This is a genomic window from Methylocystis sp. L43 (assembly GCF_015709525.1).
GTDB lineage: Bacteria > Pseudomonadota > Alphaproteobacteria > Rhizobiales > Beijerinckiaceae > Methylocystis.
On the sequence record NZ_JADNRA010000033.1, the window covers coordinates 188,748 to 212,426 of the forward strand.

Here is a 23,679-nt window from a genome sequence, read left to right on the forward strand (position 1 = left end):
GAAGCGGCGCGAGGTCAAACCTCGACGCTGACGCGTTCTCTCTCTTCACGCGCAGGCATTTCCGACGGCGTCGGCGCGAGCGCGAATTGGCGCGTCGCGGGGTCATAAACAAAGACTTCGCCGGTCTCGATCTTGTAGACCCAGCCATGCAGCCTGAGTTTGTCTTGAGCGAGGGCGGAGGCGACGACAGGATGCGTGCGCAGGTTTTCGAGTTGCGCGAGCACATTCTCCTGGATGGCGACATTGAGCTGTTCTGCCCCGGTTCTGTCCGCGTATTTTTCGTGCATGATGCGCCGTGTCGCTTCGGCGTGCGACAGCCAGTCGCTCAGTGCGGGAAAGGCTGTGGCCGGCGGCGGATCGAGCAGGCCTTTCATCGCCCCGCAATGCGAGTGGCCGCAGACGATGATGTCCTTGACGCCAAGGCCAGCGATCGCGAATTCGATGGTCGCCGCTTCGCCGCCCCGCACGGCGCCGTAGGGCGGCACGAGATTGCCGGCGTTGCGCAGGATAAAAAGGTCTCCAGGCGCCGACTGGGTGAGCAGGCACGGGTCGATACGCGAATCGGCGCAGGTGATGAACAGCGTTTCCGGCGCCTGGCCTTGGGCCAGGCGTTCGAACAATTCGCGCTGGCTACCGAACACCTGCGACTGGAAGTGGTGTAGGCCTTCGATTAACCGCTGCACCTTGAACTCCTATTGTTTATGGGTGAGACCGCGCCGGTGAAGTCGCGCTCCAAACGCAAGAAAACAGCTTGAGCGTCTCTTTGGCGGTCGCGTCATTTCAGGTCGCCGATTCTTTCATCCGCCTGCTCCGATGCGCCCACGTCGTTGGCCGCCGGCGATCGGCAATCCGCATCTGCGTTGCGCTTGCGCAATTGGCTAAAAAGGTCGCAGAGCAGGCAGTGTCCAGGAGCGCCGTCGATGAATTCGCGCCCAGTGGCGAATCCGGGCGACGCCAGCGCACCGGCCAAGGCCAGCGCGATGAGTGCGGAGCGATGCGCCATTGCCTGTCCTCCTTTTTGTCGAGCGCCGCCGCGACGCTAACGTCATCCAAAATGGCGCAGGGGCTTGAGATTGAAAATAAGGATATATAAATTAGTTACATCGATAAAAGCTATGGAACCATGGAACGTCTCAATTATCAGCATCTGTTCTACTTCTGGAACGTCGCCCGGGAGGGCGGCGTCACCCGCGCGAGCGAAAAGCTCGGATTGGCGCAGCCGACGATCAGCGGCCAGATCGCGGTTCTGGAGGAGTCGATCGGCGCGCAGCTCTTCCGCAAGGAAGGCCGCAATCTCGTGATGACCGAAACCGGACGCACCGTGTTCAACTACGCCGACGAGATATTCTCGATCGGTCGCGAACTCGGCAGCGCCTTAAAGAACCGCGCCGGGGCGGTCAGCGTCAGGCTGAGCGTCGGCGTCTCCAACGCCCTGCCGAAACTCGTCGTCTATCGTCTGCTCGAACCTGCTCTTTCCGCGAGTAATCCGTTTCAAGTCATCTGTCATGAGGATAAGACGGAGCGACTTCTTGCCGAATTGCCGGTGCATGGAGTCGATCTTGTGTTTTCAGACTGGCCGGCGACAGGCGCCGCGGATGCGCGCATCTACAATCATCCGATCGGCGAATGCGGCGTGGCGGCCTTCGCAGTCCCGCAATTGCAGGAGCGCTATCGGAAGAATTTCCCGCGTTGCCTCGACGACGCGCCGCTTCTGCTGCCGACGACCAATACCGCGTTGCGCCGTTCGCTCGATCAATGGCTGGACGCCAACAGGCTCTTTCCAAAAGTGGTTGCGGAAGTCGAAGACAGCGCCTTGCTCAAAACTTTCGGCGCCGCTGGCGCCGGCGTCTTCATGGCGCCGACGGCGGTCCGCCCCCAGGTCGAGGAACAATATGGCGTCAAATATATCGCCACGCTCGACGGCGTCAGCGAACGATTCTATGCGATCACCGCGCAAAGAAAAATCAAGCATGCGGGCGTCGCAGCCATTCTCGAGAGCGCGCGGGGCTGGCTTATCTAATCGTTGAACACGCGCGTCACGTGCCCCATTTTGCGGCCCGCGCGCGTCTCTTTTTTTCCGTAAAGATGCAGACATGCGCCGTCTTCGCGCGCCAGCTCCGGCCATGCGTCGACGTCCTCGCCAATCAGATTGCGCATCTCGACGCGACGACCGTGCCGGCGCGTGGCGCCGAGCGGCCAGCCGGCGACCGCGCGCATATGCTGCTCGAATTGCGAAGTCAGCGCGCCGTCGAGCGTCCAATGTCCGGAGTTGTGCACGCGCGGCGCAATTTCATTCACGATCAAGGTTTCGCGGCCGCCATCGTCGACGACGAACAGCTCGACCGCGATCACGCCGACGTAATCGGCGGCCTCGGCGAGGCGCCGGGCGATGTCGATCGCCTGTGTCGCCGTTTCGTCGGCGATCTCGGCGGGCGCCAGGGTCCTCGCCAGAATGTGATGCTCGTGCAGGTTTTCGGAAACGTCATAGGCGCGAAATTCGCCGTGCAGTCCACGCGCGGCGACAACCGACACTTCTTTCTCGAAAGGCACGACGCTTTCCAGAATGCATGCCGCGCCGCCAAGCGTGCGGAAGGCGACTGCGAGGTCGCCGCCATCACGCAACTGAGTCTGACCTTTGCCGTCGTAGCCAAGGCGCCGCGTCTTCAGGATCGAGTTGCGGCCGAGCTGCGCGACGGCGCGCGCAAGCGCGCCCGCGTTGTCGACTGCGACGAAATCGGCCGTGGCGATCCCGAGACTTTGCACGAACTGCTTCTCGATGAGCCTGTCCTGGGTCAGGGCCAGCGCCCTGGGATTAGGGCGCACCGGCCGATGCGCCTCGAGCACTTGCGCCGTGCGGGCGGGCACGTTCTCGAATTCGTACGTCACGACGTCGACAGATTCGGCGAAGGCGGCGAGAGCGGCTTCGTCGTTAAAGCCGGCTTGCGTGCGGGCGGCGCACACCTCGAAGGCCGGGTCGTCGGACACGGGGGAGAAGACATGCGTCCTCAGGCCGAGCCGCGCGCCCGCCAGCGCCAGCATGCGTGCGAGCTGGCCGCCGCCAAGAACGCCTATCGTCGCGCCCGGCGCGAGCATCAAGCGCCGTCGCGCGGCGTCGCCGCTACATTGTCGGTCTGACGCGCGCGATAGTCGGCGAGTCGCGCGGCGAGCGCCTTGTCGGCGAGGGCAAGAATTGCGGCGGCGAGCAGCGCGGCGTTGATCGCCCCGGCCTTGCCGATGGCGAGCGTTCCCACGGGCACGCCGCCCGGCATCTGAACGATCGAGAGCAGCGAATCGAGGCCCTTCAGGGCTTCCGATTCGACGGGGACGCCGAGAACCGGCAGCCGCGTCATCGCGGCTGTCATGCCCGGCAGATGCGCGGCCCCGCCAGCCCCCGCGATGATGACCTGGAAGCCTTCCGATTCGGCGCCCTTCGCGAACGCCGCCAGTCGATCGGGCGTGCGATGGGCTGAAACGATGCGCGAGTCGTAGCCGATCTCGAGCGCCGCGAGAGTTTCGACCGCGTGGCGCATCGTCGCCCAGTCGGATTGCGACCCCATGATGACGGCGACAGGCGGTTTCGACTTCCCCACTCTGCATTCCTTTACAAAGGGAAGCCATGCGGCATAGACGATGGCTTCTCGATAGGCAAGCGCGCGATAGGCGTCGATCGCGGACCGATTTCGCTTCGCGAGAGGGCGGCGCGCGCGCTATGAACTCCTCAAGATTTTTCTCGATCGGCGTGGTTGAATTATGGATGAAGGCCTGAGGCAAGCGGTCGCCGTGCTGGCGGTGGCGATGATCGTCGCAATCGCCGCCCGTCAAATCAGACTGCCCTATACCGTTGGGCTGGTCATCGTTGGCGCCGCCGTCGCGTTGTCGGGCGCTGACTTCGCGCCGCATCTGACTCATGATCTGATTTTCGACCTCGTCTTGCCGCCGCTCCTGTTCGAGGCGGCGCTGACCCTGTCCTGGCGCGAATTGGTGCGCGATTCGCTGCCTTTGCTCGCGCTCGCGGGAATCGGAACGGTCGTTTCCGCAGCCGTTGTCACGGCGTCGATGACGACGTTGCTCGGCTGGCCTCTCTTCTCGGCGATGCTGTTTGGCGCGCTGATCGCGGCGACGGATCCGGTCGCGATCATTGCGATGTTCAAGGACAACCGGATCAAAGGCCGCATGCGGCTGCTGGTCGAAAGCGAAAGCCTGCTCAACGACGGCGCTGCGGCGGTGCTCTTCGTCATGGCGCTCGCCTTCGTGCAAAGCGGCGGCGCGGACCAGAGCGCCGCGGCGACCGCCCTCACTCTTGTGAAAGTCGTGTTCGGCGGCGTCGTTGTCGGGGCCTTGTTCGGCGGAGCCGCCATCCTCGCCTCGCTGCGCACCTCGGAACATCTCATCGAAGCGGCGCTGACGACCATCGCCGCGTTCGGCTCGTTTCTGGTCGCCGAATATTTCCATGTCTCCGGCGTGCTGGCGACGGTGACGGCCGGTCTCGTCATGGGCAATCTGGGCCTGCTGAGCGAGCAGGAAGGCGGCTACATCACCCTCAAGGGGCGCGAATTCGTTCTGTCCTTTTGGGATTTCGCGGCTTTCCTAGCCAATTCCATGGTGTTTCTTATGATTGGCGCGGATGTGGCGTCGACCCCGTTCGGCGCCGTCGGGGCGATGGCGCTGGCCGTGGGAATCGTTACGGTGCTTTGCGCGCGCGCCATCGTCGTCTATCCGTTGAGTTCGTTGTTTTTCGTTTCGCGATGGAAGATCTCGTTTCGCGAGCAGCATGTTCTCTGGTGGGGCGGGTTGCGCGGCGCGCTTGCGCTCGCCCTGGCGCTGTCGCTTCCGGGCGATCTGCCGCAACGCGACGAGATACTCGCCATCACTTTCGCCGTGGTCGGCTTCTCGATTGTGGTTCAGGGCCTCACCATGCCGCTGCTGCTCCGCGCCCTCGGCTTCGTGGCGGGACGGTAAGCGGCTATCCGGCGCTCCGAGCGGCGGAAGAGGAAACCAGCTTAAGCGATGATATCGGGCGTGAGCTGGTCTTCGAGATAGGCGATGCGGTCGCGCAGCAGCAGCTTGCGTTTTTTCAGCCGCTGAATCTGCAGCTGATCGGCGACGCCGACCGCTAGCAACGCGTCAATCGCGGTCTCCAGATCGTGATGTTCCAGCCGAAGCCGTGCAACTTCAGCGCGGGTCGCGCTCATGTCGATCTCGCTCGTGTCGTTCATTGACAGCCGCCGTTGAGCGCCATTGAACGCCGGGGAATCGATGGTTCTAGAACGCAATTATCGCGCCGCAGCCATGGCGCGTTCAAGCGAATTGCTCTGTCGTCATTCATAGGCGCTCCGCATCTCCTCAATTGCAGCGATCTTGGCGTAGAGCGGCGCCCAGTCGTCGCGCTCGGCGATCGCCGCCCAAAGCGCCTCGACCTCGTCGATGAGCATCGTACAGGGCGCCGCGCCCCTGAAATAGGGGTGATCCAGGCGCGCGGAAGACGCCGGCTCGTGTGCGGCCAAAGCGGCGCGCAGCGGCGCGAAGGCTTCCGCTTCGTAATGCGCCGCGGACGGACTGTGTTTGGCGCGCGCGACGGACGCCATGCCGCCGCGCCAGTCGAAGAAGGTCCGTTCGAAGGGCGCCTGCGTCATTGTCAGAAAATCGACGAAGGCCTTCGCCAGCGCAGCGTCGGCTTCCTCGCCGGCCGAGGCGAGCCCGAGCCGATTGAGCAGCGCCGCGCGAAACTCCTGCTGGATACGCGTGGGAAAGGTCGCCAGAACCTTTTCGGCGGTCTTTAGCCCGATAAGGGGGATCAGACATTCGGCCAGACGGGACAGATTCCAGCCCAGCGCGCCGGGCTGACGCCCGAAGGCGTAAAGCCCGCTTTCGTCGAAATAGGCGGCGGTGAAGGTCGGGTCATAGACCGGCGCAAAGCGCCACGGCCCATAGTCGAAGCTCTCGCCGGTGACGTTGATATTGTCGGAATTCAGCACGCCATGAACGAAGCCTGACGCCATGTAGCCGGCGCCGAGCCGGGCGACCCGCGCCACGACCTCTTCGAGAAAGGCGAGGGCCCTCTCCGGCGCCGGCAAATCGGCGATGGCGGGAAAATAGTAGCGGCAGACGTGATCGAGCAGCCTCTCGATCGCCGCGGCGTCTTCATGGAAGGCGAGGCGCTGAAACGTTCCGATGCGAATATGCGAATGCGACAGGCGCACCAGCACGCTGGAGCGCGTCGGCGAGGGTTCGTCGCCGCGCATCAGCGCCTCGCCCGTTTCGATCAGGCTGAAGGTCTTGGAGGTGTCGACCCCGAGCGCCTCCAGCATCTCCGTCGCCAGAATCTCGCGCACGCCGCCCTTGAGCGTCAGCCGCCCGTCGCCGCGCCGCGACCAGGGAGTCTGGCCGCTGCCCTTGGTGCCGAGATCGAGCAGGCGGCCGTCCTTGGCGTCGCGCAGCTGCGCGAAGAGGAAGCCGCGACCGTCGCCGAGATCCGAATTGTACACGCGGAATTGGTGGCCGTGATAGCGCAGCGCCAATGGATGCGCCAACCCGCCCGGGAGCGGCGAAAAACGCCCCAAATGCTCGAGCCACTCCGCATCGCTCAGCCCGTCGAGGCCGACCCGCGCCGCCCAGCGCTGATTACGGTAGCGGAGTCGATGCTCGGGGAACGTGGCGGGTTCGACGCGGTCGAAGAAGGGCTCGCCCAGACCTTCGTGTAACGTCTCGGGGCGATAAAGCTCGGTAACGGGCATAAGGACGAGGTCTCGCAAATCGCGCGCCGCGGCGCGAACGCCCAAAAAAATAAGGCGGAGATCTCTCTCCGCCCATGGCGTGAAGCAGAAAGTGAGCGAAGGGAAACGCTAATGTCGCGTTTCGCTAATCGACAATTTGACGAGTTCGTCCTTGATCTGCAGCTTCTTGCGCTTGAGTTCCAGGATCTTCAATTCGTCCGCTTGGGGATGCAGCTGTTCCTGCTCGATCTCCTTTTTGAGCGCGTCATGGCGGCGCTGGAGTTCGACGATATGGCCCTGCAAGGACATGCGAAACCTCCTTAACTTCTCTCCGCTCGACAAGCGGGAGCGGCGTTAAGTCTGCCACAAAGCAGGCGCGCCGCAAGACTCGAAATCGCCCCACGTCACAAAACTTTTGCACGCGAAGCCCACGGTCTTTACGGAACGTCAATTCTTTCCGTGACTTGCGGTCGAGACTGATTCCCAACGTCGCAGGCAAAGCCCGCTTGCGCCTCGCCGCGTACGTCAGTATAGACGGGCGCTCCGGCCCACGGGCCTGGGGGCGCGTAGCTCAGCGGGAGAGCACTACGTTGACATCGTAGGGGTCACAGGTTCAATCCCTGTCGCGCCCACCATCCAAACCATTGATCTGGAAGTGTTTTCGTAGTCCAGGCAGAGGCTAAGCATCCTTCACCTTTGCAGTCTGTCACGCTCGTGTCACAGCGACGGAGCGACAGATGGCTACATTAAGGAAGCGTGGGACCAAGTGGCAGGTCCAAGTCAGGCGGAATGGCTTCCCCGCCGCATCCAAGACGTTCCACCTCAAGGACGACGCCATAAGATGGGGCAGGGAGCAGGAACGCCTGATTGACACAGGTGCGCCAGTAACGCTTACGCTCGGCCCTGCTAAGGTAGAGCTAAAGCTTGCTGATCTGTTGGAACGCTACCGGGCTGAAGTCCTCCCACGGAAGCGAGCTGCCGGGCCGATCGAGGCTTTTCATCTGCGGGCGCTCCAACGGCACTCAATGGCGCAGCTTGCGCTCTCGGAGCTTACGTCTCCCGGCATAGCCGCCTACCGTGACCACCGCACAGAGAAAGTCTCCTCCTCGACAGTCTTGAGGGAGCTGGGATTGCTTTTCCACGCCCTTAGGGTAGCTCGCCGTGAGTGGGGGCTTCCCGTTCCAGAAATCGAGAAGATCGCCAAGCCCACTCCCAACAAGGCGAGGGAGCGGAGGCTGTCCAATGATGAGCTTGCAGCCTTGAACGCTGCCCTAGCGGGCTGCCGTAACAAGCTGGTAAAGCCCGTATTCCTGTTTGCGATTGCTACAGGCATGAGGCGCAGCGAGATTTTGTCCCTCAGATGGGCCGACGTAGACCTCAAGAAGCGAACCGCTTTTCTGCCCATCACGAAGAACGGTCACAGCAGGACTGTGCCATTGTCCGCCAGCGCAGCGGCGATCCTCGAACGACAAACATCAGCGACCCCAAGATCAGGCGAGTGCTTTCCCATTTCGTCAAACGCCTTCCGGCTTGCTTGGGATCGGGTCAAAGCAAGGGCTGGAATAGAGAACCTCCGCTTTCATGACCTTCGACACGAAGCCATTAGTCGCTTCTTTGAAATGGGATTGTCAGTCCCTGAGGTTAGCCTGATCAGCGGGCATAAGGATGCGAGGATGCTTTTTCGATACACGCACCTGAAAGCTGAGCGCGTTGCTCAGAAACTGCAATCGCTTGACGGCGGTTTAGACGCTCATCTGCCGACCGACTAAAAAAATACCTGCAACGACACAGAGACGAGAAAAGGGGAGAGGCAGCGGACAAGCCGCCCCTCCCGTTCACACTTATCAAATCACATAGACCGATGATGACCCCTGTTCGCCTACGGCAAGGCCGAATAGACCTTCTACACGATCAAGCGGCCATCCTCGTTTCCTGCCCCTGAGGAGAGTGTGAGATGCTACCGCTCGTGTTTAGCCAATCACGCAGAAGTTTCCTCATGCGCTCCGATGGAATGAACAGGTGAATGGGATCACCGCGCCGTATCTGACTCCGCCATATCCATTGGATCATAGCCGACAGCGCATACATGTCCTCATCGACCTTAATCCCTCGCTCATGGAAGTAGCCTTTGATGACAGGGTGATAGAAGCAGTTATACAGATAGGCCATAGCCTGCTTATCGACATACTCATTCGTTCCCTTAGCGTTGTTAGCAATCCAACCCTTGGTGTAGCCTCTACCCTTGAGCCTCGGTTTCACCTTCGAGAACGCAGTCCAAGCATTGAACTTAGCAGGCGACTTAGCGACACGAGAGAAGAAGGTCTCAGTCGATGACTTTAGTCGCCTCAACTCCTTATCCGACGCCTTATCATACCAAGTCGATGACAGAGGGTTCCTTAGGCCGTTAGCATCCCCCATCTTGTTCATAGGTCCCTCATAGACACGGATAAGGGACTTGATGCGCTCCTTAGCCTCTCTGTCACCACGACTTGCGTCCCATTCACAGAGCGATCCATCTCGAATCGTTTTCATGCGAATGGTGAAGCCCTCAGCTTGCAAGTAGGCGTAAAAGGGAGACCCCTTGAACAGATAGGTGCAGACGATCACCTCCTTGAAGCAAGTCAGAAACTCAGAGGGAAACTCCCAAAGGAGCATGGTGTCCTTGACACTGACCAAGCTTCCAGTGTGGCAGAGCTTCTTGATGTCGGAGAACCTACCTTCACAGTCTGGGTAAGCCTCATCGTTCCAGCACAGGCGTCTTGTGGTCTTATCGATGTAGACCATGTTGTTATCGAAGAGGAGCTTACGGTCCTTGGCAGTGAGCTTATCAAACATGCCGACACATTCGAGAACCTCATCGATAATTAGCTGATAGCCTTGCTCCTTGAGCTTCTCGTATATCGACCTATCGAGGAGACGAAAGAGAGCATGAGTGGTGACGATGTTCTCACCTTCGTCAACGAGCTTATCGAGGTGATAGAGCTTCTTGCCGTGAACAGGCTGAGGGTCCTTAAACCTCAGGTCGGAGCATGAGTGAACAAACCTATCAACCTCACTCAGGAGAGGAACTACCACAAGGAACTTAGTTGGCTCATGGTCAGGGCTAGCGAATGAATCAGCGACGTCCTTATCATGCTGAGCATTGATCATATCGATGACATAGGTGGTCTTACCCGACCCCATGATGGAGTCGAGGACGGTGATGGTAGTCATGTAGTGGAGTAGTCCTTTACAGGGTTGGGGGAGTAGCTGTTTTGACTCTTTTATAACTCCTTCTCCTTTAAGGGGAGGGAGCTAAACATCTAGAGAAAACAGGTGGTTGAGAAGGTAGCGCCGAGTTTTGAGAGGGTGTTTTTTCGGCGTTCCCCGATTGGCGAGTGTTCACGATTAAAACCGTGAGGATCGGTCTCTCGCCGTAGACCATTCAGACGCCTTGCGAAGACAAGGCGAGAGAATGGGAGGGTGAGCCTCTAGTAGGGAAAAAGCTCGTGTGAGCGAGTTGCTAAGTCTGTTGCATAAGCGACTAAGCATGTAACTGAGCAACTGCCGACCGAACAATGGCTCCTGCGTTAACTTCCGAGACTGAGGATCGCTATTGGTGTTTGGTCTTTGAGCAAGGAGAGATCGGTCAACAATTGCGAGAGTGGCCGTGGAGCGGTATCGCTAGGGGGGAGTGTGCAACCAAATCGATAGGCTCAGCCGCTCATAGTTGGATGCCGAGTTACTCAGTTACTGAGTTACTGCCTTAGGTCCGGTAGTGGTCACTGAGCGACAGATCGGTGTGGGGGCTTATCGACTCAACTCTTGCTCAGTGGCTTAGCTGAGACCCTTCCAGCTATTTCGTTCCGGGGTGTGTGCAACCAAATTGGTGGCGGGAAGTGCTTATGGTCGTGGAGTTGCCGGCTGCTGAGTCACTGACTTGTACAACGACTCATAGGCTCTGACTTAGTGGCGACTGTATACAAGCCATGCTGAACTGCTTCACGCTCTGCGCGTCGCTATGTGACATAGGACCAAAGGACGGGTCCTCTTCCATGTTCGCTCTGGTGTCCGTGCATATCGACATGCTGAGCAACAAGCTGAGCGACAGGGCAGTGATTGCTGAGCGTGTGCATCTGCAATCCCGGCATTGAACTCTGTGTCATCCGTGCGCTCTCAAACGGCCAGAGAGAGTCGCTGGATGCTTCAAACGGTCTTCTGGCAGGTATGGTGCTGCCCGTCTCGAAAACGACCCCAGCGAGTCCCGTAGACGCTCTGCCGTGTTTGCCGGGAGAGGGCGCGAAGGGGCCGGCCTTCATCCGATTAGGGGAGTGTGCGCCTATATCAACAAGCATGGAAGTTTATAGTCGGAACTAATGGTCTCTGACCCCTATGTCGTAGCTCAGGCGACAGGCTATGTCTTTGACTCAGGTCCGCTGCGTGCACGCTCTCGCAGTGACTCATACAGCCGCATAGGACCTAGTAGCACTTCCTTCAGTCCCTTCCTCACTTTCTCCGAGTTGAGAGCTTGTTTGCTCATAGTCGAATGAGCTTCATACGCTTCAATGATTGCGTTATCGTATTCCGTATTGAGGTCAGGCGAGGCGGCAAGCTGGTCCTTTGTGTTGTTCGATGCCTGTTGCTGCAACGTCTCAGAGGCCAAGAGCTTCTCTTTGAGCCGATTGATGTAGTCCAACTGGTCATCGTCGCTCAGGTCGCCTTCAAACAGGTCGTTCAGCTTGGCGATGATTTCGGCGAGACGCGCCTTCTCCTTCTCCTGCACAGCGCCAGCGCCGAGTTCTGTCAAAGGCTGTAGCTTTGGCTTGTCGTCATCGCCAAGGGGCAGCGTCCGCTTGCCGAGACCTTTCAGGCTATGGTGAGTCAGCACAACCTTGGAAAGATCAACGCCGTCCCGCTCCCGTCCAAACTCAAGGAGGGGCGATAGACGGCGGAAGAACAGGAACCGCTTTTCAAGGGCGGTGTTGCCATAGTCGAATATTTGGGACAGGAAGGCATACATCCGCTGGAAAGCGCCGATGTCGCTCTTGAACAGGACCAGCGTGTTTATTTCGTCCTGCGCTTCGCCTGCCGCTTTTGCGTCGTTGAGCGCCGTCGCAGTCCTGAGCTTCTGTTGAGCGTCCATGTATCGCCTGAGTATCCTGTCAGCCACCGGCTCCAAGGCTCCCCGAAGCTCGGCTTGCGTAGCGTTCGGCCTGAATTCGACTGCGACCACCCGCTCGACCTCGAAGTCGTCATAGAAGCCAGCGCCGTCCAGCTTAGCCCTGAGGTCGAACACAAGGTTGGGGTCAGTGACATCCTCAAGCTCAGCGGTCGAGTAGTAGGTCTTGAAGGCCGTGAGAATTTCGTCGGCGCTGTTTACGAAGTCGAGGATGTAGGTCGTGTCTTTACCGGGATAAGCACGGTTGAGGCGTGATAGCGTTTGCACAGCCTGTATGCCTGCGAGCCTTCGGTCGATATACATTCCGCACAACAGGGGCTGGTCGAAGCCGGTCTGAAATTTATTGGCGACAAGGAGGATGTGATATTCATCCGTATTGAATGCGTCACGGATGTCCCGACCACGCAAGCCGGGGTTCATCGTCGCGCTCGTTTCCTTGAAAGGCTCAGGGCCGGACTCGCTGTCGTTGACTTCGCCAGAAAATGCAACCAGAGCGCCGATCTGATATTTCTGCTGCTTGATGTATCTCTCGATAGCGAGCCGCCAGCGCACGGCTTCCACTCGGCTGCCTAATACGACCATCGCCTTGGCCTTGCCGATTAGCAAGGGCGCAACATTCTCTCGGAAATGTTCAACGACGATCTGAACCTTCTGACTAATGTTATAAGGATGCAGGCGCACCCAACGCATCAAGCCCTTTAATGCAGCGCCCCGCTCAACTTCCTTATCATCCCATTCCTTGCCTTCGTTAGCCAACTTGAACGCCAGCCTGAACGGCGTGTAGTTCTTCAACACGTCGAGAATGAAACCTTCTTCGATAGCTTGACGCATCGAATAGACGTGAAAAGGGACAGGTAGGTTGTCAGACCCCTCTGGTTCGGTCGGGTTGGGCCTTCGTCCGAATAGTTCCAGCGTCTTGGTCTTCGGGGTGGCGGTGAAGGCGACATAGGTGACGCCCTGAACATTCGCTCTGGCCGACATCTGCGCCGCCAGTATGTCTTCGGCGCTAATCTCGCCGCCGTCTTCGACCTCTTTCAATTCCTGAGCCGACAAGACCTCTTTCAGTTTGCTGGCTGAGGTTCCAGTCTGAGAGCTATGGGCTTCGTCTGCGATGACGGCAAATCGTTTGCCCTCAGTCGCCGCTAGCTGTTGAACAATTGGAAGGGCGAAAGGGAATGTTTGGATCGTGCAAACGACGATCTTCTTTCCCCCTGACAGCGCGTTCGCAAGCTCCTTGCTCTTGCTTTCGGCATCTCCCTTGATGGTCGCAACAACGCCGCTCGTGCGCTCAAAGTCGAAGATGGCGTCTTGAAGCTGGCGGTCGATGACATTTCGGTCTGAGACAACCAACACGCTATCAAAGAGCTTCTCTTGCCCGGCTTTGTGAAGGTCGGCTAGGAAATGCGCTGACCATGCAATCGAGTTGGTCTTTCCTGAACCCGCCGAATGTTGGATCAAATATTTTCCACCGACGCCTTCGGCGAGGATCGCCGCTTGTAGCTTCCTTGTGGCGTCAAGCTGGTGATAGCGAGGGAAGATGATCTTTTCGATCCGCTTCTTTTGGTCACGGCGAGCAACCAGATAGCGACCTAGAAGCTCTAACCAGCTTTCCCTAGCCCATATCTGTTCCCATAAATATGCCGTGCGATGGCCTTTTGGGTTGGGAGGGTTGCCTTTGCCGCCATCGTCCCCTTGATTGAAAGGAAGGAAGCGAGTGTCTGACCCTTCCAACTTGGTCGTCATATGGACTTCGCTATTGCTAACGGCGAAGTGAACAAGCGCCCCGCTGGGGAAGGTGAGAAGGGGTTCTGCGCTCTTACCTTTCGGCTTAGGGTTGCGATCAAAGCGATATTGATCAATTGCGTCGTCAATGCTCTGCGTGAAGTCTGTTTTTAGTTCCGCAGTGGCGACCGGCAAGCCGTTTAGAAACAGGACTAGATCAACACAGTTTTCGTTATGCAACGAGTATCGAACCTGCCTAACCACACGTAGGCGGTTGGCTGCGTATCTGGCAACAATGTCAGGGTTCATTGCCAGGGAAGGTTTGAACTGTGCAAGCGAGATAGGTTGACGAAGGCCGAGCATCTCGACGCCGTGTCGCAGCACATTTAGCGTTCCTCGCCCGTCCAACTGGTTACGGATGCGGTCCAGTAGGATGGCTTCTGCGGATGCGCCGTGGTTCTTGGTCAGTGCATCCCATGCCTTGGGCTGCGTCTCCTGTATCCAGTAAATCAAGTCAGGGGGAAAGATCGCACGAGGGCGGTCGTATCGAGCTGCGTCGCCTTCCTCGCAAAGCCAATCATGCGCAGCTAGGTAGGCGCATATCTCAGTCTCGAAGCTGATTTCCTTGTGGACGCTCATGCAGCCTCCGCTTCGAGCGATGCGAGGCCACGCACGTCAATCTTGCCGGTAACGGCAGCGGAGATAAGGGCGCTACGGCGTTCTTGGAGGAGCGCTATGGTTGCTTCGGCTTCAGCAATCAATGCATCATTCGCTACGAGTGTTCGATTGAGGTAGGACACAATTTCTTGCTGCTCACCAACAGACGGCACCAGTATCGGCAAATTGTTCATTTCGCCTAGTGAGAGCGCCGGTTGAGCTGTAGCGTTCACTATTTCGTCAATCGCGCCGATTTGTTTGAGTTTAACGAGTTGCCAGCAAACGAACCTGTTGTCGCAAATCGTATCATTCACAGTCAGTTTGAGGCTATTTCCAGAGACGACTGCTTTACGATCAATCTCCGGCAGGATCGCTGACTTTCCGAATTGCGCTCCAATCTTTGCAATAATGATGTCGTTAGGCTTTGCTTCGCTACGTTCGATCGTGGCAAAGTGATCCATCGAAATGGTCTTCAGGCCTTCCGTATCGAGTGTGCCCTGCGTAGCGAAGCTGCTCTCGATCACATACACGTCGCCGCCTTCAATATAGTGCTCAGATTTGAGATTGCTGCCAAACGGGCCGTCAACGAAAGCGTTAGGTTTGGCTGCTTTTATAAATTTGACTCTGCTAATCTGCCAATGCTTAGGCACCTCGCCCAGCCATTCGACACCACTGTCCTTCATAGGCGCATGAGGGTTAAGCCCCTTGGTGACTGCGTGAGAGATGACCGCTTGACGCTTCTCCTTGAGCAACTCGATTAGCCGCTGCTGCTCTTGGACAAGGGTGTCGATCTTGGTGGTTTCACGGTCGAGGAAGGCGGCGATGGCGGATCGTTCAGCATGGGGCGGGATTGGAACACGGAAGCTCGCCAACTCATCCGCAGAAAGCTCAAGAAAGGTTGTCCCTTTTCCTCTCACATTTAGTTCTCTTACGGCTGAGGTGAGGACAAAAAAGTAGAAGATGCTTGAACCATGAGACATCGGGACAAGCGCTCGACATCCTTGGTTTGTGCATAGACTCATGGCGGCGATTGCGATGGACCCGATAGGGGCACGAGTCGAAAGAATAATAGAGCCGGACGGAACTAGAGAGGTCCCGCATGAAGCCAGGCCTGCTTCACTGATCGTCCTACCAGTCTCATCAACGTAGATGCTTTTTAGTTGGCTCAGGTCAGCAGGCGTTACCCAAGGGATGCCCCCGTCCCATAAGTTTTCGCTGTCTGACTTGGGCGTTGAGCCACCGATGACGGAGAACATCCTTTTTATGGGTGCAAGGCTCCAATGTCGTGGCAACTCACCCAGCCATTCGACACCGCTGTCTTTATAGGCCTCATATCGTGGGAAGCTCATGCCGCAAGCCCCTCGATCATATGCTTGATACGGTCGGTGACCTGTTTCAGGTCAGCATCAATCTCAGCAAGCGAGCGAGGCGGCTCAAACACATAGAAGTGACGGTTGAACGGTATCTCATACCCAACCTTCGTCTTCTCATGGTCGATCCATGCATCAGGCGCATGAGGCAGAACCTCACGCTTGAAGTAGGCTTCGACATCTTCGGAGAGAGGGACGTTCTCCGTGTCCCTTAGCGAGGACTCAGCCTGAGGCTTACCCTTCTGCTTACCCTTCGAGCTGAGGACAACCTTGCCAGCATCGTCACGCAGGGGGCGCTCGGCAGTGATTGTGCGATAGCCAAAGGACTCGTTAGCGAAGATACGAGACAGAGGTGCGAGCTTTATCTTGCCGCCCTCCGGCGCTTCGGGAGGCCGCCAACCTTCCTTGACGACCTGACGACCAACCTCTTTCCCCTCGGCGTCGATAAGCCTGGCGATTTTGGCTTCAACGAAGGAGCCGAACAGATTGGTTACGGTAGCGATATGCTCGTCGCTCATCTCCTTGCGCTTGGAGCCTAGACTCTTGCGCATCTTGCGCCAGAAGGACGAAGCGTCGATAAGTTGGACTTTGCCCTTGCGATGTTTGGGCTTTCGGTTGGAGATGATCCAGACATAGGTAGAAATGCCGGTGTTATAAAACATGTCAGGCGGCAGGCCGATGATGGCCTCGACAAGATCATTCTCCAGCAGGTAACGACGTATCTCGCTTTCGCCGCTCCCCGCCCCGCCAGTGAACAAGGGCGAGCCATTCAACACAATGCCAAAGCGACTGCCACCATCCTTCGCAGGCCGCATCTTGGAAAGCAGATGCAGCATGAACAGTAAGGAGCCGTCGGAGACTCGTGGAAGTCCCGGCCCAAAGCGGCCATTGAAGCCCTGAGTCTCATGCTCATGGCGGACCTCTTTTTCGACCTTCTTCCACTCGACGCCGAAGGGCGGGTTGGAAAGCATGTAGTCGAATTTTTCGTGAGGGTGGCCATCATCCGACAACGTGTTGCCGAAAGTGATGTTGGCGACATCTTGCCCTTTTATGAGCATGTCCGCCTTGCAGATGGCGTATGACTCCGGGTTCAACTCTTGGCCGAACATGGTCAGGCGCGCCTGCGGGTTCATTTCCGCCAGATGCTCGCCCGCAACAGACAACATGCCGCCCGTCCCTGCGGTAGGGTCATAGATCGTGCGGACGATGTTAGGCTTGGAGAGGGCGTTGTCGTCTTCGATGAACAGCAAATTCACCATGAGCCGGATAACTTCACGAGGCGTAAAATGCTCGCCAGCGGTCTCATTGGAAATTTCAGCGAACTTGCGGATGAGTTCCTCGAAGACCAACCCCATTTGGCTGTTGCTGATCTTGTCGGGATGTAGGTCAATCTGAGCGAACTTCTCAGTGACCTGATACAGCAACCGACTCTTGGAGAGCCGTTCAAGCTGAGCGTGGAACTCGAAACGCTCGAAGATGTCCCGCACGGCGGGCGAGAAGCCTTGGATGTAGACGAAGAGGTTCTCCCTGATGTGATCCTGATCGCCCATGAGGCGACGCATATCGAGGGGCGAGGCGTTGTAGAAAGTCTGCCCTGACCTGCGGAGCAGGAACGGCTCAGGGTTTAGCCCCGCCTTTTGCTTGTCCTTTAATTCCGCCAGCACAACCTCTTTAGTGCCTTCAAGAACGCAGTCGAGACGGCGCAGCACCGTAAAGGGCAGGATGACCTTGCCATATTCTGACTGCTTGTAATCGCCTCGCAGCAGATCGGCGACGGACCAAATGAAGGATGAAAGGGCTTGCTGGTTCAACTTATGCGTTCCTCAAACAGATGAGCTGTTAGCGCCCTCGAAAGGCTCCCCTCAGAAGGCGGTTGCATCGTGAGTGGCAGGACCAGGGCGAGCTTAGCAGATCGAGTTGGCGTTCAAACCAGAGGCGAAGGCAGAGAGCTACTTTCCCTAAAGGCGCAGCGTCTCAGAGAGCAGGGTCGTGTGACTCAAGGCGAACCCCTCCATTTATGTCTCACATACATACTGCTTGACTTGAGACTCCTTGTTTCTCACAATGTGGTGGTTTTTAGTGAGACGGGGAGAATACGATGTTAGTCGGCTATGCGAGAACCAGCACGACCGAACAGGCGGCGGGCTTGGACGCCCAGCGGCGGGATTTGAAGGCGGCGGGCTGCGAAGAACTGTTCGAGGAACAGGTTTCCTCAGTTCAGCGCCGGGACGAGTTGGAGAAGGCGCTAAAGTTCGTTCGCAAGGGCGATACCCTTGTCGTGACCAAACTCGACCGCTTGGCCCGCTCAGTGCCTGACCTCGTCAAGCTCATGGAGCGGCTGGAGGACAAGGGAGCGTCACTGCGTATCCTCGCCATGAACCTCGACACCAACACGCCAACCGGGCGCTTGCTGCTCAACCTTGTTGGCAGCGTCGCTCAGTTCGAGCGTGAGGTCATGTTGGAGCGGCAGCGGGAGGGCATAGCGAAGGCTAAGCAGGAGGGGAAATACAAAGGACGGGTGAAGACGGCGAGGGCGAAGTCAGAGGACGTGTTGGCTCTCTACAAGGCTGGGAAAGGCGCTTCGGAGATAGCGGAGCAGGTTGGGATCGGGAGGGCGAGCGTTTACCGCATCCTCAATGATAGGGCGGGGTAAGGCTTACTCAGCAGCCATGAGTCGCATCAATCCTGACCCATTAAGCCATTCTACCCATGAGTGCAGGAAGTGTTTGAAGTCCTCTTCGCTAATGCGCAGGCAATGAGTGCTAGGTAGCTCGCCTCTGGTGCGCTTTTCACTGAGAAAGCAGAGCATTGACGCTTGCTCACCCATCGTATCAAAGCCGCTCTCATTCAGATAGGCGATACAGCCGTGAGCAAGTGCGTTGCGCAGGGCGTCCGACCACGTCACGGACGGCAGTGACGCTGCGCTCTCGTATGCGTCGTCCGATGAGAGCTGAGCGCAAAGGTCAGGCGGTAACCGCTGTCCAATGTTCAGGTATCCTGGCCAGTTCACGTATGACCAGGTGTTGCTGGCGAAGAATGGCGTTCGACGCAGCTCAAGATCGCTGATCACGTAGGCCATTGCCGCCGCTAGATCGGGGTTCAGGTGTCTGTCGTCAGCGATGCGGGGTCTTCCAGTCTGAGGTTTGTGCAGACGCTCAACGGGTAGGATGACGATCGGCATCGCCATCGCAACTAAGAACGTGGTTGTCAGTGGCCCTGCGTCAGGGCGTCCAGGCTCGTAAAGCTGTTGCACTGTGGGCCAAAGCCCATTGATCAGTTGTAGGCAGCGGTCTGGAAGTTCGAGGCTGTAGTGGTTCGGGTTGCCCACGGCAATGCTCCGCTTACGAATAAGACCTTTGTGGTTCTCCTTGGCTTTAAGAGACCCCCGGCGTCTACCGGGGGAAAGCCCGATCAGCGATAACGGAAGTGGGGTTCAAGCATTTTTGCAGCGAACTTGAAGACGCCTCCTGTCACACTGGCGTCACAGCAAGCCCGCCAACGGAGATTGAAAACGCAGTTTAGCCCTTGTGTGAGCCTTCGCCTTATCTTATGGCTGAGGAGCGTAATGGACTGTAAGTGAATGATTTAGCCTTGATGGGACATCTCCAGGGGCGCGTAGCTCAGCGGGAGAGCACTACGTTGACATCGTAGGGGTCACAGGTTCAATCCCTGTCGCGCCCACCATTCAAGCGGCCCATTTCGGTTCGCCCGTCGCCACAAAGCCTGGAAACCTTGGCCCAAGCGTGCGTCACCCTGACGTGGCGCGCAAAACTGTAGCTGGTCGCTTGCCCAAGCAGATTCACACGCCATCTGGCGTCTTGCTTCGGTGAAGATCAGGGCCGGCGTATGTGGAAATGTCTACTCCTCACCTTGCTTGGCCTCACCCTTGCCGCCGACGAGGCTCAGTCGAAAGATCAAGCAAAGGCGCCCAAAAAGTGCTTGCCGATCCTTCGCACGCCAGGGGGCGCCCCGACGCGCCCTTACGGTCAGGTCCCTTACTCGGTCTGGTACTACGTCCTTTATCAGCCGTTCTGCGATGGCAAATCCGCGAAGAAGTGCATTTGGGCGTGTGGAAAGCCGCCCTCCAAGGACGGCGACGATAACTGAATGCCAGCGAGATGAGGCGACGCAGCGGCTCGCCTGCTGGGTCGGCGATCTCGATTGCCTCGCGCCATTGCGGCGTCCATAGCTGCTCCCGCCCGCCCTGACCGGGCGTAAAGCGGAGGAGACCATGGACCTGCCTGCGATTGACCCGCTGATCGGGATTGGCGTCGCGGTCTCGACCGCCATCACCGACGCGGTCTATGTGTTTTTCAACGCCGCCGTGTCGGAGCGGCGGCGCGTCGCCGCCGCGAGCTGGAGCAGCATCTGGTATCTGCTCTCGGCCTTCGCGGTGATCAGCTATACGTCGAACTGGGCCTATGTGGCGTTCGCGGCGGTGGGCGCCTGGGTTGGGGGCTTCTTGTCCATCACTGTGCTGAACCGCCTCGTGCCCCTGCGCAAACCCTAAGAATTCCGCGCAAAAAAAACGCCGCTTGCGCGGCGCCGAGGAGCAAATCTGTCCGCGCGCTTAGTCGCGAACGATCTGATTGCGATCCTGGATCAGCAACGGCAGGCGCTTGGCCGAGGCGCTGGCGACGCTCATCTCCTGCTTGTCGCGCGCGAAACCGACCGACTTTTTTTCATGATTGACGTTGGTGGCGAGGCCCAGGGCGAGAAAACCGACCCAAAACGCGAGGGGCACGAACCGCGAGTTCGAAAACGACATTTTGGTCTCCCTCGATGCTCTTGGCGCCTCTGATTGGACAATTGCAGCTTTCCCCAATGTGCATCCAAGTAAAAGCGCCAGGAGCGAGCAACCTGATGGCGCCAGGGCAGTCTTTTCCATCTCTCTGGCTGGCGTGCTAACCGGCAAAGGGCGCGAAATTTGGCGCCAATGCTTACGTTCCCTGTGGACCTATGCGCGCGGGTTAGAAGCGCATTAGCTTCCGCCCAGGGGAGATTGCAGCGATGACCTTTACGACCACGGATCGTCCAGCGCCCATCGTCAAGAGCGGGCATGTGCAACTGTCGATCATTCTGGCTGAGTCAGACAAGAACACTCTGCAGAACCAGATCTTCGACCAGATCCGCTCGATGATTCTCAACGGTCAGCTCAAATGCGACGATCCGATGCCGACGACCCGTGAGCTGAGCAGCCAACTTGGCGTCTCACGCAACACGGCCGTGCTGGCCTATGAGCGGCTGATCGCAGAAGGCTATATCCGCACGAAGCCCTATGTGGGCACCTTCGTTTCGCCGGATCTGCCGGACACGGCGTTTCTGTCGGCCGATCACCGCACGCCGCAGAAGGAAGAGCAGGGCGCCCCGGAAGATGTTCCGCCGGCCTGTGGAACGTTGCGCACCCATCGCCTCGCCGACCCCGAGCGCCGTCGCCTCGCCGCCGATTTCTGGGTTGGGCGGCCCGATGCGCGTTCGTTCCCGCTCAAGGCCTGGTCGCATCACATCAAGAATCGGTTGAAGGCGGTCGGCTCCAATCTCACGAGCTACAATGACGCCGCAGGACTGATGGAGCTGCGGCGCGCCGTCGCAAAACATCTTGCGCCGGCGCGCGGCGTCGTCGCCGATCCGGAGCAGATCGTCATTGTCGGCGGCTGCCAGGACGGCTTCAATCTGGTCGGCCGGCTGCTCGTGACGCCGGGCTCCACCGCCGTCGTCGAGTCGCCCTGCTATCAGGGCGCCGCGTTCGTGCTCGAAAGCCTTGGGGCCACGCTTTATCCCGTGCCCGTGGACCAGGACGGGCTCGACGTGTCGCGATTGCCGAAAACCAGGGGCGCCGTCGCCTATGTGACGCCGTCGCATCAATATCCGATTGGCGTGACCATGAGCCTGCAGCGGCGGCTCGAGCTTCTCGCCTGGGCGACGCAATACGACGCCTACATTATGGAAGACGACTATGACAGCGACTTCCGTTTTGTCGGTTCGCCGCTGACGGCGCTGAAGGGCCTCGATCGCAACGAGCGCGTCATCTATCTCGGCACTTTTTCCAAGTGCATGGGGCCCGGCCTGCGGCTCGGCTACGTCGTGCTGCCCCGCCGTCTCGCCGAAGCCGGGCGGCGCATGAAAATGCTGATGAACAACGGCCAGAGCTGGCTGGAACAGGCGGCGATGGCGGATTTCATGTCGAGCGGCGAATTCGGGCGCCATTTGCGGCGTATCCGCCAGCTTTATCGCGACCGGCGCGACGCGCTGCTGGGCGCGTTGCGGAATCATTTCGGCGCCTGCGAGATCTATGGCGACCAGGCCGGCATGCATCTCGTCTGGAAGCTGCCGGACGGTTTTCCGGACGCCGCCGAGGTGGAGAAGAAGGGCCTTGCCGTCGGCGTTGGCGTCTGTTCGCTGTCGACGGGCTCGGCGCTGCGCTTCGACGACGTCAACGGCGGCGATCGGCTGCTGATGCTGGGCTTCGTCGCGCTCACCGAAAAAGAGATCGAGACCGGGATCGCGCGGCTGGCGCAGGCGCTGAAAGCGTAGCGCTTAGCGCGCGCTGCGCGCGCCAACCCTCTCCCCTCGGGAGAGTGTGGTTGCGAAGCAACCGGGTGAGGGGTTTCCGCTTCGCGCGAGTTTGCGTATTGCCAAGTGGCCATAACCCTCATCCCGGTCCTTTGGACCGATAGCGCGCGCGAGCCTGTACGTTGATGAACGACTTCAGCGGCGTCTCGCGTCTGCGCGCCATACCGTCCGGCGTCTGGGCGCTCGGACTCGTGTCGCTGCTCATGGATTTCTCTTCCGAGATGATCCATGCGCTGCTGCCGATCTATCTCGTCGGCGCGATGGGCGCCTCGATGGCGGAAGTCGGAATCATCGAAGGCGTCGCCGAAGCGACCGCCTCGATCGTGAAAATATTCTCGGGCGCGCTGTCGGACTGGTTCGGACGCCGCAAGCAGCTGGCGATCATCGGCTATGGGCTGGCGGCGCTCACCAAGCCGATGTTCCCGCTGGCGCCGAATGTGGCCTGGGTCATGGCCGCCCGCTTCATCGATCGCGTCGGCAAGGGCATACGCGGCGCCCCGCGCGACGCGCTTGTCGCCGATATCGCGCCGGCCTCTATTCGCGGCGCGGCCTTCGGACTTCGCCAGTCGCTCGACACGATCGGCGCCTTTCTCGGGCCGGCGGTCGCTGTGGCCGCGATGTGGATCTCGGCCAACAGCATCCCTTTCGTGTTCTGGATCGCGACGATTCCGGCGGCTCTCGCCGTTGTGGTCCTGGCGCTCGGCGTGCGCGAGCCGGAAGCCTCCCGTCCGCCGCGGCCGGCGCGTTTTCCGCTGCATATCGAGGAAGTCCGCCGGCTCGGCGGCCCCTTCTGGATCGTTGTGGCGATCGGCGTCGTCTTCAGTCTGGCGCGCTTTTCCGAGGCTTTCCTGATTCTGAAGGCGCGCGACGTCGGACTGCCGGTGGCGCTCGCGCCGCTGGTGCTCGTCGCGATGAATGTGGTCTACGCCGGCGCCTCCTATCCGGTTGGCGCCTTCTCGGATCGCGGCGACAGAAAAACGCCGCTGATGGCGGGCCTTGCCGCGCTGATCGCCGCCGACGCCGCCTTGGCGGTCGCCGATCACATGCCGCTCGTGTGGCTCGGCGTGGCGCTTTGGGGCCTGCATATGGGCCTCACCCAGGGTCTCCTCTCTACGCTCGTCGCCGACGTCGCGCCAGCGGCGTTACGCGGTTCGGCCTTCGGGGTTTTTAACCTTGCAAGCGGGGTCGCGCTGCTCGCCGCCAGCGCCGGCGCCGGTGCGCTCTGGGACGCCTTTGGGTCCGCGGCGGCCTTCTGGGCGGGCGCGCTTTTGGCGTCGCTGGCGCTCGTCGGGCTCGCGGCGGGCGGCGGTCGGATCGGCCGGTCCCGTCGGCCAGATTGAGTCGGCGCGTTAACGACTTTGGGCCCAAAATCCGGCGCGTTAACCGCTGGCTAAGCATGTCAATTAAACATTGAAAATGAACGATAAATTATCGCAATTGCGCCATTGTTGATCATTCATTTCAGAACTGGCGGGGGCGCTGGCGT

Annotated in this window: 20 protein-coding genes and 2 tRNA genes; 9 read left to right on the forward strand and 13 right to left on the reverse strand. The window is 59.1% G+C overall.

Annotated elements, in window-relative coordinates; genetic code table 11:
* Positions 1–14: 14 nt before the first annotated feature.
* Together IYX23_RS14355 and IYX23_RS14360 are read right to left on the reverse strand one after the other, a co-directional pair.
* A complete protein-coding gene (locus IYX23_RS14355; RefSeq protein WP_196393422.1) occupies positions 15–683 on the reverse strand; it encodes a carbonic anhydrase in 669 nt (222 codons plus the stop codon).
* 92 nt (positions 684–775) lie between these two features.
* Entirely contained in the window at positions 776–1,003 is a 228-nt protein-coding gene (locus IYX23_RS14360; protein ID WP_196393423.1) for a hypothetical protein, read from the reverse strand.
* A gap of 120 nt (positions 1,004–1,123) precedes the next feature.
* On the opposite strand from IYX23_RS14360, the gene nhaR reads away from it, so the two are divergent.
* Positions 1,124–2,020 (forward strand): transcriptional activator NhaR, encoded by an 897-nt coding sequence (gene nhaR / locus IYX23_RS14365; RefSeq protein WP_196393424.1) that lies wholly within the window; start codon positions 1,124–1,126, stop codon positions 2,018–2,020.
* Here the strand turns inward: nhaR and IYX23_RS14370 are convergent.
* Together IYX23_RS14370 and purE are read right to left on the reverse strand one after the other, a co-directional pair.
* A complete protein-coding gene (locus IYX23_RS14370) occupies positions 2,017–3,093 on the reverse strand; it encodes a 5-(carboxyamino)imidazole ribonucleotide synthase (protein WP_196393425.1) in 1,077 nt (358 codons plus the stop codon). The two genes, nhaR and IYX23_RS14370, sit on opposite strands and share 4 nt — an antisense overlap.
* Positions 3,093–3,557: a 5-(carboxyamino)imidazole ribonucleotide mutase gene (purE, locus tag IYX23_RS14375; protein ID WP_196393481.1), complete on the reverse strand. Its 465-nt coding sequence runs from the start codon at positions 3,555–3,557 to the stop codon at positions 3,093–3,095. The genes IYX23_RS14370 and purE overlap by 1 nt, the downstream gene beginning before the upstream one ends.
* Positions 3,558–3,750: 193 nt before the next feature.
* Between purE and IYX23_RS14380 the strand changes: the two genes are divergently transcribed.
* Complete coding sequence (locus IYX23_RS14380; RefSeq protein ID WP_196393426.1) at positions 3,751–4,959, forward strand: sodium:proton antiporter; 1,209 nt, start codon at positions 3,751–3,753, stop codon at positions 4,957–4,959.
* Between the two features lie 41 nt (positions 4,960–5,000).
* On the opposite strand, the gene IYX23_RS14385 is transcribed toward IYX23_RS14380, so the two are convergent.
* The 3 genes from IYX23_RS14385 to IYX23_RS14395 form a co-directional block, all read right to left on the reverse strand.
* Positions 5,001–5,216: a DUF465 domain-containing protein gene (locus IYX23_RS14385; protein ID WP_029651219.1), complete on the reverse strand. Its 216-nt coding sequence runs from the start codon at positions 5,214–5,216 to the stop codon at positions 5,001–5,003.
* Between the two features lie 102 nt (positions 5,217–5,318).
* Complete coding sequence (locus tag IYX23_RS14390) at positions 5,319–6,734, reverse strand: protein adenylyltransferase SelO (protein WP_196393427.1); 1,416 nt, start codon at positions 6,732–6,734, stop codon at positions 5,319–5,321.
* 108 nt (positions 6,735–6,842) lie between these two features.
* Positions 6,843–7,022, reverse strand: a complete 180-nt coding sequence (locus IYX23_RS14395) for a DUF465 domain-containing protein (protein WP_124737781.1) — start codon at positions 7,020–7,022, stop codon at positions 6,843–6,845.
* Between the two features lie 251 nt (positions 7,023–7,273).
* Here IYX23_RS14395 and IYX23_RS14400 point away from each other — a divergent pair.
* Both IYX23_RS14400 and IYX23_RS14405 read left to right on the forward strand, forming a co-directional pair.
* Positions 7,274–7,348 (forward strand) — tRNA-Val (locus IYX23_RS14400).
* A gap of 102 nt (positions 7,349–7,450) precedes the next feature.
* Positions 7,451–8,482 (forward strand): site-specific integrase, encoded by a 1,032-nt coding sequence (locus IYX23_RS14405; RefSeq protein ID WP_196393428.1) that lies wholly within the window; start codon positions 7,451–7,453, stop codon positions 8,480–8,482.
* Positions 8,483–8,624: 142 nt separating this feature from the next.
* On the opposite strand, the gene IYX23_RS14410 is transcribed toward IYX23_RS14405, so the two are convergent.
* The 4 genes from IYX23_RS14410 to IYX23_RS14425 form a co-directional block, all read right to left on the reverse strand.
* Positions 8,625–9,926: a DEAD/DEAH box helicase family protein gene (locus IYX23_RS14410; protein ID WP_196393429.1), complete on the reverse strand. Its 1,302-nt coding sequence runs from the start codon at positions 9,924–9,926 to the stop codon at positions 8,625–8,627.
* A 1,180-nt stretch (positions 9,927–11,106) separates the two neighbouring features.
* On the reverse strand, positions 11,107–14,232 hold the full coding sequence (locus IYX23_RS14415; RefSeq protein WP_196393430.1) for a type I restriction endonuclease: 3,126 nt from the start codon (positions 14,230–14,232) through the stop codon (positions 11,107–11,109).
* Positions 14,229–15,599 carry a restriction endonuclease subunit S gene (locus IYX23_RS14420; RefSeq protein WP_196393431.1) on the reverse strand — a complete coding sequence of 457 codons (1,371 nt, stop codon included), beginning with the start codon at positions 15,597–15,599 and terminating at the stop codon, positions 14,229–14,231. The genes IYX23_RS14415 and IYX23_RS14420 overlap by 4 nt, the downstream gene beginning before the upstream one ends.
* Positions 15,596–17,431: a class I SAM-dependent DNA methyltransferase gene (locus tag IYX23_RS14425; protein WP_196393432.1), complete on the reverse strand. Its 1,836-nt coding sequence runs from the start codon at positions 17,429–17,431 to the stop codon at positions 15,596–15,598. Before IYX23_RS14425 ends, IYX23_RS14420 begins: the two co-directional genes overlap by 4 nt.
* A 287-nt stretch (positions 17,432–17,718) precedes the next feature.
* On the opposite strand from IYX23_RS14425, the gene IYX23_RS14430 reads away from it, so the two are divergent.
* Positions 17,719–18,273 (forward strand): recombinase family protein, encoded by a 555-nt coding sequence (locus tag IYX23_RS14430; RefSeq protein ID WP_196393433.1) that lies wholly within the window; start codon positions 17,719–17,721, stop codon positions 18,271–18,273.
* Positions 18,274–18,276: 3 nt separating this feature from the next.
* Here IYX23_RS14430 and IYX23_RS14435 read toward each other — a convergent pair whose 3' ends face one another.
* On the reverse strand, positions 18,277–18,699 hold the full coding sequence (locus IYX23_RS14435; protein WP_196393434.1) for a hypothetical protein: 423 nt from the start codon (positions 18,697–18,699) through the stop codon (positions 18,277–18,279).
* A 530-nt stretch (positions 18,700–19,229) separates the two neighbouring features.
* Between IYX23_RS14435 and IYX23_RS14440 the strand changes: the two genes are divergently transcribed.
* Positions 19,230–19,304: transfer RNA gene (locus IYX23_RS14440), tRNA-Val, on the forward strand.
* A 547-nt stretch (positions 19,305–19,851) separates the two neighbouring features.
* Positions 19,852–20,130: a hypothetical protein gene (locus IYX23_RS14445; protein ID WP_018407682.1), complete on the forward strand. Its 279-nt coding sequence runs from the start codon at positions 19,852–19,854 to the stop codon at positions 20,128–20,130.
* Between the two features lie 60 nt (positions 20,131–20,190).
* Here IYX23_RS14445 and IYX23_RS14450 read toward each other — a convergent pair whose 3' ends face one another.
* Positions 20,191–20,388, reverse strand: a complete 198-nt coding sequence (locus IYX23_RS14450) for a hypothetical protein (RefSeq protein WP_196393435.1) — start codon at positions 20,386–20,388, stop codon at positions 20,191–20,193.
* 242 nt (positions 20,389–20,630) lie between these two features.
* Here IYX23_RS14450 and IYX23_RS14455 point away from each other — a divergent pair, with 242 nt between their 5' ends.
* A complete protein-coding gene (locus IYX23_RS14455) occupies positions 20,631–22,154 on the forward strand; it encodes a PLP-dependent aminotransferase family protein (protein ID WP_196393436.1) in 1,524 nt (507 codons plus the stop codon).
* A 164-nt stretch (positions 22,155–22,318) separates the two neighbouring features.
* A complete protein-coding gene (locus IYX23_RS14460) occupies positions 22,319–23,533 on the forward strand; it encodes an MFS transporter (protein ID WP_196393437.1) in 1,215 nt (404 codons plus the stop codon).
* Positions 23,534–23,679 lie beyond the last annotated feature (146 nt).

Bases quoted from the DNA above. Each gene is read 5' to 3' on its own strand.
- IYX23_RS14435 (WP_196393434.1), bottom strand. From the start codon at position 18,699: ATGGCCTACGTGATCAGCGATCTTGAGCTGCGTCGAACGCCATTCTTC.
- IYX23_RS14380 (WP_196393426.1), top strand. From the start codon at position 3,751: ATGGATGAAGGCCTGAGGCAAGCGGTCGCCGTGCTGGCGGTGGCGATG.
- IYX23_RS14420 (WP_196393431.1), bottom strand. From the start codon at position 15,599: ATGAGCTTCCCACGATATGAGGCCTATAAAGACAGCGGTGTCGAATGG.
- IYX23_RS14410 (WP_196393429.1), bottom strand. From the start codon at position 9,926: ATGACTACCATCACCGTCCTCGACTCCATCATGGGGTCGGGTAAGACC.
- nhaR (WP_196393424.1), top strand. From the start codon at position 1,124: ATGGAACGTCTCAATTATCAGCATCTGTTCTACTTCTGGAACGTCGCC.
- IYX23_RS14370 (WP_196393425.1), bottom strand. From the start codon at position 3,093: ATGCTCGCGCCGGGCGCGACGATAGGCGTTCTTGGCGGCGGCCAGCTC.
- IYX23_RS14405 (WP_196393428.1), top strand. From the start codon at position 7,451: ATGGCTACATTAAGGAAGCGTGGGACCAAGTGGCAGGTCCAAGTCAGG.
- IYX23_RS14430 (WP_196393433.1), top strand. From the start codon at position 17,719: ATGTTAGTCGGCTATGCGAGAACCAGCACGACCGAACAGGCGGCGGGC.
- IYX23_RS14395 (WP_124737781.1), bottom strand. From the start codon at position 7,022: ATGTCCTTGCAGGGCCATATCGTCGAACTCCAGCGCCGCCATGACGCG.
- purE (WP_196393481.1), bottom strand. From the start codon at position 3,557: ATGGGGTCGCAATCCGACTGGGCGACGATGCGCCACGCGGTCGAAACT.
- IYX23_RS14460 (WP_196393437.1), top strand. From the start codon at position 22,319: ATGAACGACTTCAGCGGCGTCTCGCGTCTGCGCGCCATACCGTCCGGC.
- IYX23_RS14385 (WP_029651219.1), bottom strand. From the start codon at position 5,216: ATGAACGACACGAGCGAGATCGACATGAGCGCGACCCGCGCTGAAGTT.
- IYX23_RS14445 (WP_018407682.1), top strand. From the start codon at position 19,852: ATGGACCTGCCTGCGATTGACCCGCTGATCGGGATTGGCGTCGCGGTC.
- IYX23_RS14390 (WP_196393427.1), bottom strand. From the start codon at position 6,734: ATGCCCGTTACCGAGCTTTATCGCCCCGAGACGTTACACGAAGGTCTG.
- IYX23_RS14450 (WP_196393435.1), bottom strand. From the start codon at position 20,388: ATGTCGTTTTCGAACTCGCGGTTCGTGCCCCTCGCGTTTTGGGTCGGT.
- IYX23_RS14415 (WP_196393430.1), bottom strand. From the start codon at position 14,232: ATGAGCGTCCACAAGGAAATCAGCTTCGAGACTGAGATATGCGCCTAC.
- IYX23_RS14360 (WP_196393423.1), bottom strand. From the start codon at position 1,003: ATGGCGCATCGCTCCGCACTCATCGCGCTGGCCTTGGCCGGTGCGCTG.
- IYX23_RS14455 (WP_196393436.1), top strand. From the start codon at position 20,631: ATGACCTTTACGACCACGGATCGTCCAGCGCCCATCGTCAAGAGCGGG.